The sequence below is a fragment of the Desulfobaculum sp. genome, from assembly GCF_054921475.1.
In genome coordinates, this window is record NZ_JBUDSW010000198.1 from 1 (window position 1) to 7055 (window position 7055).

Annotated in this window: 4 protein-coding genes; 1 reads left to right on the forward strand and 3 read right to left on the reverse strand. The window is 65.4% G+C overall.

The features are described from left to right. The first annotated feature begins 127 nt into the window (after positions 1-127). On the forward strand, positions 128-1288 hold the full coding sequence (locus tag ACY69P_RS12315) for a DegT/DnrJ/EryC1/StrS family aminotransferase (protein ID WP_462327683.1): 1161 nt from the start codon (positions 128-130) through the stop codon (positions 1286-1288). 69 nt (positions 1289-1357) lie between these two features. Here the strand turns inward: ACY69P_RS12315 and ACY69P_RS12320 are convergent, their stop codons facing one another. The 3 genes from ACY69P_RS12320 to ACY69P_RS12330 form a co-directional block, all read right to left on the reverse strand. After that, a complete protein-coding gene (locus tag ACY69P_RS12320; RefSeq protein WP_462327684.1) occupies positions 1358-5212 on the reverse strand; it encodes a class I adenylate cyclase in 3855 nt (1284 codons plus the stop codon). Between the two features lie 15 nt (positions 5213-5227). Beyond that, entirely contained in the window at positions 5228-6502 is a 1275-nt protein-coding gene (locus ACY69P_RS12325) for an HD-GYP domain-containing protein (RefSeq protein ID WP_462327685.1), read from the reverse strand. Between the two features lie 377 nt (positions 6503-6879). Further along, positions 6880-7050 carry a winged helix-turn-helix transcriptional regulator gene (locus ACY69P_RS12330; RefSeq protein WP_462327686.1) on the reverse strand — a complete coding sequence of 57 codons (171 nt, stop codon included), beginning with the start codon at positions 7048-7050 and terminating at the stop codon, positions 6880-6882. Positions 7051-7055: the final 5 nt, after the last annotated feature.

The following is a 7055-nucleotide window of genomic DNA, read 5'->3' on the forward strand; positions in this document are numbered from 1 at the left end:
GCGAACACCTTGACGACACCTTGACCTGCCCCGTTTGCGGCGCGCGCCACGAGATGCGCGGCCCCGGGCTGGTCAGTCTGGACCAGACGAATCCCCGCGCAGAGCGCGGTACATATGGAGATGAAGTATGAAGATTCCCTTTATTGACCTGAAAGCGCAGTACCGCACCATCGAAGACGACGTGCGCAGCCGCATCAATGCCGTGCTGGAGCATGGACAGTACGTGATGGGCCCCGAGGTCCACGAGCTGAATGAAAAGCTGGCGGAATTCGCCGGAACCAAGCACGCCATTGCCTGTTCCAGCGGCACGGATGCCCTGCTGATGGCCCTGATGGCCCATGGCGTCGGCCCCGGTGACGCCATTTTCACCACGCCCTTCACCTTTGTAGCCACGGCGGAAGTCATCGCCCTCACCGGCGCGACTCCGGTGTTCGTGGATATTGACCCCGTGACCTTCAACATCGACGTGGAGTCCCTGCGCCGCGCCATCGCCGCCATGAAGTCCGGCGAACGCACCGGGTGCCGCCTGCCCCGCTGCGCCAAGGACTTGAAGCCCCGCGGCATCATCCCTGTGGACCTCTTTGGCCTGCCCGCCGACTACGACCCCATCATGGACGTGGCGCAGAAGCACGGCCTGTTTGTGCTGTCCGACACCGCGCAGGGCTTTGGCAGCATGTACAAGGGCAAGCGCTCCGGCTCCCTCGGCCATGTGGCCGCCACCAGCTTCTTCCCGGCCAAGCCGCTGGGCTGCTATGGCGACGGCGGCGCCGTGTTCACCGATGATGATGAACTGAATGAGCTTATGCAGTCCGTGATGATCCACGGCATGGGCGAAAACCGCTACGAGAACGTGCGCATCGGCATCAATGGCCGCCTTGATTCCATGCAGGCCGCTGTGCTCCTTGCCAAGCTGAACATCTTCCCCGGCGAATTGGAACAGCGCCAGCGTGTGGCCGATGCCTACACCGAGCAGTTGGCCGGCATCCCCGGTCTGGTGACGCCCACCATTCCCGAGGGCTACAAGAGCGCGTGGGCGCAGTACTCCGTGCTGGCCGACGACCGCAACCTCATCCAGAAGGCCCTGCGCGACGCGGACATTCCCACCGCCATCTACTACCCCCTGCCCCTGCACCTGCAGAAGGCCTTTGCCTCGCTGGGCTATAAGGAAGGGGACATGCCTGTATCCGAGGACTGCGCGGGCCGTATCTTCAGCCTGCCCATGCATCCCTACCTCACCAACGAGCAGGTGGCCGAGATTGCCAGCGTCATCCGCGACGCTGTCAGCTAGCCCGCCCCGTGCCCAATGGCATATTCAGGCCGCTCCGCTTGTGCGGGGCGGCCTTTTTTTGCGCGCTGTTCAGGAGGCAGGTGAGGCGGGTTCGCCGCTAAGGTTTGGCTTTGGCGCAAGGGATTTTTTGGGGAGCCAGCAGGCAAGGGTTGTGGCGCTGTCCACGGTGGCGGCGGTGTTGGCGGCCACAAAGTCGTACGGGGCGGTTTGGAGCAGGTTGATGCGCTTTGGCCCGGTGGTGCATAACAGCTCGCCCCAATTGTTGGTGTAGGCCAGCACCACGTCGCGGTAGGCTGGGTCGTCGCGTTCGGTCATCAGGTTGACCACAATGGCCGCGTGGGTGACGCGCTCGGCGGTCATGGTTTCCTCAATGCTGGTCTCGAAGACGTTGGCCTTGCGGAAGGCGCGGTGCAGCGTATCCAGCAGGTCCACGATGTTGGGCTGGCTGACGGGGGCCAGCAGGTCGCTGCCGCTCACGCTCATGCCCGGGGTGTACAGCCCGTTGGCCACCAGCCACAAAAGCAGGTGGGCCAGACTTTTGTGCCGCCGGATTTCCTCGGTCTGCTTCTTCTTGCTCCCCGGCTGGGCGGGCAGTTCGCCTGTGGCTATCCAGTCCACCGGGGTGCCGGGGATGCCCACGGAGGAGATATGCACGCCCGTGAAAATTCCGTGGGGGGAATTCATGAAGGGGATGTGCAGAATCTTGTCCTGCCGGGGCTGGAAATGGGCAAAGATTTTGCGGCCAAGGCGCGTTACATCGTCCTGCGTGATGGACACGCCCTGCGCGCCCGCGCTTTTTTGAATGTTTTCGTAGGTGGAGAAGAGAAAGGAAGCCACGCGTTTGCCCAGCTGCATCTGCTGCGCAAAGCTGGCGGCGTTGTCGTCGAGGCTGAGGTGCTCCAGCCCTGCGCCGGAGGGCAGCTGAGGCGAGACGTAGGGGTAGGCGAATTCCAGTCCCGTATAGCCGCGCGTTTGTCCTTCCAGCACGGAGAGGCCCTCGCGCCGGGTGAAGCCGGTGCGGCTGTCAAAGGCAAGGTCCAAGAGGTGCAGGGCGTCTGTGCGCCCTGTGGCGCGGAAGTGCTCATGCGCGCATTTGTAGAGCAGGGCGTAGGGGTCCAGCCGCCAAAAGTCGAGGGCGTGGGTGGTGACGCTGGCCTTCACGGTTTCGCACAGCAGGGTGCGCTTGGCGCTTGCGCCGGTGTAGGTATCCAGCAAGGCAAACTTGAGGATGGACTTGAACGGACTTTTGAGCGCCTTGACGATTTGCCACAGCGACGCGCCAAAAAATTCCTCCGGCGGAATCTGCGGCAGGTGCCCGAGGTCGATAAAATGCCCGCGTGGCAAGATGCCCGATGCCGCAACACGGGCAAGGGCGGCGTCCGTTTCAGCTGCGCCTGCGCCGGGGGGCGCGCACCACCATGCCGGGGCCTGTCCGGCTAGCACCACGGCGGTACGGTCGAATTCCTCCTTGAGCAGCAGCGCCTGACTGGAGCCTACGCTCTCCGCGTCGCTAAAGCCAAAGTTGTTGTCTTGGATATTGGTGAGGTCCATGACAAAGAAGTGCACTTCCAGCCCATGGACGTCGTCCGCCCACGCTTCAATGGCGCGGAGTTTGGCCCGGAAGGCGTCGGCGATTTCCGCCTCGGCCGCGTCTTCCTTCCAGCAGACCCAGATGTCGATGTCCGAGCGACCGGTTTGCACAATGGTGCCGATGCTGCCGATGGAGCAGACGGACTCCACGCGGATGGGGGCGGCGTCGCGGTCCGTGGCGGCAAGGGTTTCCTCTCCCAGCACGTCACGGGCGCGGTGCAGGGCGGCAAGGGTGGGCACAAAGCCGCGAATGCGCGCCCCCGGAGCAGGCGACCCGTCCGCAGGCAGGGCGGGTGCTTCCATGAGGATGGGCAAAAGGGCTTCAATGTCCGGCGCAGTGGCGGCAAGTTTGACGCCCGACCAGTCGAGCCGCAGCCGGTTGGCGTGCAGCCACCCCCGCATGGCGCATGCGGCGTCGCGCTGGGTTGCGGCGCGCTCCAGCGCGGCAAGCAGGGCCTTGGGCGCGGCCTTTGGGGCGGGGACCACATCATCGTCCGTTGCGGCCACGGCCTCAATGCGCCGCAGAGTCCAGTCGTCCTGCGCCGCAAGGATGGCGGCTTCATCGGAGGTGACGGCGTGGACTGCCGTGCCCAGAACGCGCAGGCCGTGGCAGGGGCAATGCATAAAACTGCCACCAGTTATGGCCGCGCGGGCGAGCAGTACGTCCTGAAACGCCGTCCCTGCGCAGTCCATATTGGTCCATACGGAGAGCGTTGCGTCCACGTGCAGCAGTGTGCAGGAGCGCATGCGGCAGTCCGTGAACTGCGTTCCGGCAAGGCTGGTGCGCGTCAGGGGGGAGACGCCAAAGCCGCAGCCGTCACAGCGCGCGCCATCAAACAGGCATCCCGTAAACGTACAGTCCACAAAGGTGCAGGCCTTAAGGCGCGAAAAGGAGAACCGCACCCCCCGGAAGGTACAGCCCGAAAAGGTCGCTTTGGTCATGGCGGCCCATGTCAGGTCCGTGTTGTGGAACTGGCACTGCGTAAAGCTGGCCTTGCGGATGGTGGCCGCAATGAGCGTGGCGCCCTTGATGGTGCACCCTTGGAGGGTGACGCCCTGCAGCCGCGCAGCGCGGGCAACGCCGCCCTGAATGGTCTGGCCGTCCAGCGTTGCCCCCTTGCCCAGCGCGGCGAGGGGGTGGGGCGGCGCAGTGGTCTTTGCCGCACTCTTGCCGCCCATAAGGCCCTTCATGCGGCCCATGAGGCCACTGGGCGACTCGGGTGGCGGCGCTTGGTCCGGGGCGGGCTTGGGCTGGGGCACGGGCGGGATGGCGACTTCCGGCGGACTAGGCGCGGGCACGCGCGGCGAAACACCCGCTTTGGCGAAGATTTTGGGCGCGGCGTGGGCCGCGAGTTGGGCCAGCACGCCAAGGGCCGCCACCCGCTCAGGCGGGGCCAGATGGCGTAGCGCGTCCTTTTGCGCCGCCCATGGACTGCCAAGGAGAACGGCGGCAATGTCCGCGCGCTGGTCGCCTGCTTCGGTGAACAGGCGTGCGGCCTCGGCGGGAAATTCTGGCGCATCAATGCGGCGCAGCAGGCGCAGGGCGGCAAGGCGGACGGCGGGCGAGGAATGGTGCACCGCGCGCAGGGCGGTCTTGTGGGCGGCGGGGTTGTCCCCGGTATTGGGGGCCAGCGCGCCAAGACTGCCCAGCAGGGGCACAATAACGCTGACGGAAGCGCCAGCCAGCAGACGGGCCAACTTGGGAGCCAATTCTGGGGCGTGCAGGCGGCTGATGGTGCGCGCCATGTAGCGCCGCTGCTGTTCGTCAAGGTCCATGGTCAGGAGTTCCTCCAGCCACAGGCGAAAGCGCCCCCGGAGCAGGGCATGCTGGAGGGGAAAGGCCACAGGTGCATCAGCGGCGGTCTGCGTGGCTAAAAACATGAGCACCGCGTCTGGGTCGGTCTTTTGGATGGCGGTCAGGCGCTCGTCCATCACGGCGGTAATGGCGCGGGGGATGCGCCGGGGAAACATGAAGAAGAGATTGATTTGGGCCAGCTGGCGGTGGTGGGGCAGATGCTCCAGAAGCATGCGCAGCTTTTCGGGCGGCAGCCCCTCGCGCAGGAGCAGGCCGGAGAGGGCGTTTTCCCCTGCCGCGCCAAGCTCGGACAGGGCGCTGAGGAGCGGCTGGGCGTCCTCTGGCGGGGTGTCTTCGGCCATGAGGGCGATGAGGCGGGCGGCGGCACTGGCCGCGCGTTGGATGTCCGGATCGTCGCGGTCCGCGCCGCGAAAGTGCCCCATAGCTTCGGCCACGGCGGAGTCCACTCCGCCCCGGGCGGAGCGCAGGGCGGCAAGCTGGTCAACAACGCCGCAAAGCAGGACAGCAGTGGCATCCATGAGCGGTTCGTCCCCCTAGGGCGCGCCCGTGGCGGCTTCGGCAAAGTAGTTGGTCTGCGGGCTGGGGCTGAGGTAGGCGAAGACGTCGCGCGGCAGATTTTCGGGCTTGCGCGTACCGAGAATGTCCAGCCCGTCCTCAATGCCAAGGTCCACCATCAGGGCTTCCGCCTTGGGAATGTCCGGGTGGTGCATGAGTACAACGGGCCGCGCCGCCGTGGCCGGCGTGGAGGACAGCACCATGCCAAAGTGCCCGTTGGACAGCTCCACAATGGTGCCGGGCGGATAGACGCCCATGTTGTGGATGAAGCTGGACAGAATGCGGGCGTCGAACTGGGGGCGCATGGCGGCGTACATATGCTTGAGAGCCCCGTGCGGGGTTTGGCGTGCGGCGCTGTCATTGATGAGGTTTTCAAAGGCGTTGACCACAGCCACAATGCGCGCCAGTGCGGAAATGGCGTTGCCGGAGCGGCCCTCGGGATAGCCGGAGCCGTCCATGGCCTCGTGGTGTTGGCGGACGACATCCACGGCGGCTTGGGGGTAGTCGGCAAAGTCCTCCACCAGCCGGGCGCCAAGGATGGGGTGCTCGCGTTGGAATTTGGCGATGGCGCGGTTCATGGACGTGCCGCCTTTGCCACTGGCTATGTGCATGGGCAGACGTCCCTTGCCGATGTCGTGAAACAGCGCGCCCATGCCAAGGGCGGTCATGGCCTTGTGCGGCAGGCCGATGTCTTTGCCCACCATTAGGGCCAGCACGGTGACATTGAGGGCGTGGTAGTTTTTTGTTTCCTCACGCGGGGGACCGCCCATCAGGGTGAGCATGGTCTCGCGCTGGTCCAAAAAGGTATCCACAAGGCTGGCAACAATGGCGCCCGCCTGTTCGGCCGCATCGCTGGAACGGGCCGAGGCGCGGCGGAGAAGGGCCACCACGCCGGACATGGTGGTCTCGTAGCGCTTTTCGCATTGCTTGTAGGAGCGCCGCCGCTCGCGGTTGCGCTCCACGGTTTGCTGGCGCAGGCCCAGAAGCTCGGCAGAGACGGGAGTGGGCGGCGTGTGCTGCGCCTTGTGTGCCGGGGCGGTGGTCTCATCCACCTGCGGCAGGGGCATCCGGTCCGAGCGTTCAAGGATGCAGATAATGGTTTCCACCCCGGCGGCGCGGATGGCGGCGATGTCCGATTCCCCGGCGATCTTGAACTCCTGCTTTTTCCAAAGCCCCTTGCCGACCTTGCGGTCGAGACGCACGTACAGCCCTGCAACGAGCTGGTCGGGGGATATGATGTATTGCGTCTCCACGGCAGTGTCCTCCGGCGCGGGAGTGGGTCATGCGTACGGTGAAAAGACGGGGCATATCACTATTTGAGTACGTTGTGGCGGTGGTGGTGTCAATGTGGCCGGGCTGCGGGCGGGGGCGCAGGAGAGGGCTGCTGAAAAGGATTTTGCCTTGTGTGGCAGTGGATTGTGGGGAATGGCCAAGCCGCTAAGCCGCGCTGAGGCTGGCGCAGGGTGCGGACAGGCGCTCTGGGAGAGGGGAGGGGACGTCGCCTCAGTGCGGCGTTGGACAGGCCTGAGGCGGCGAGGCAGGGACGCGGCGTAAAGTGGCGGCTTCTGTTGCGCGGAGCGTGACCGCTGGGTGAGAAACGGCTCGGCTGGCGCGGCTGGGCGCGGCGGGGTTAGCCCTCCGCCGCGGCGGCCATGTCTGTGTCGTGTGAGGGAAAAGCGCTTTCGTACACTTTGCCCCATTCGTACAGCTGTTCAAGGATGGGGATAATGCTGCGGCCAAGGTCTGTCAGAGAGTATTCCACGCGCGGGGGCACCTGCGGGTAGACCTTGCGGTGCAGCATGCCGT

Coding starts and splice junctions, on each gene's coding strand:
- ACY69P_RS12315 (WP_462327683.1), top strand. CDS start 128: ATGAAGATTCCCTTTATTGACCTGAAAGCGCAGTACCGCACCATCGAA.
- ACY69P_RS12320 (WP_462327684.1), bottom strand. CDS start 5,212: ATGGATGCCACTGCTGTCCTGCTTTGCGGCGTTGTTGACCAGCTTGCC.
- ACY69P_RS12330 (WP_462327686.1), bottom strand. CDS start 7,050: ATGCTGCACCGCAAGGTCTACCCGCAGGTGCCCCCGCGCGTGGAATAC.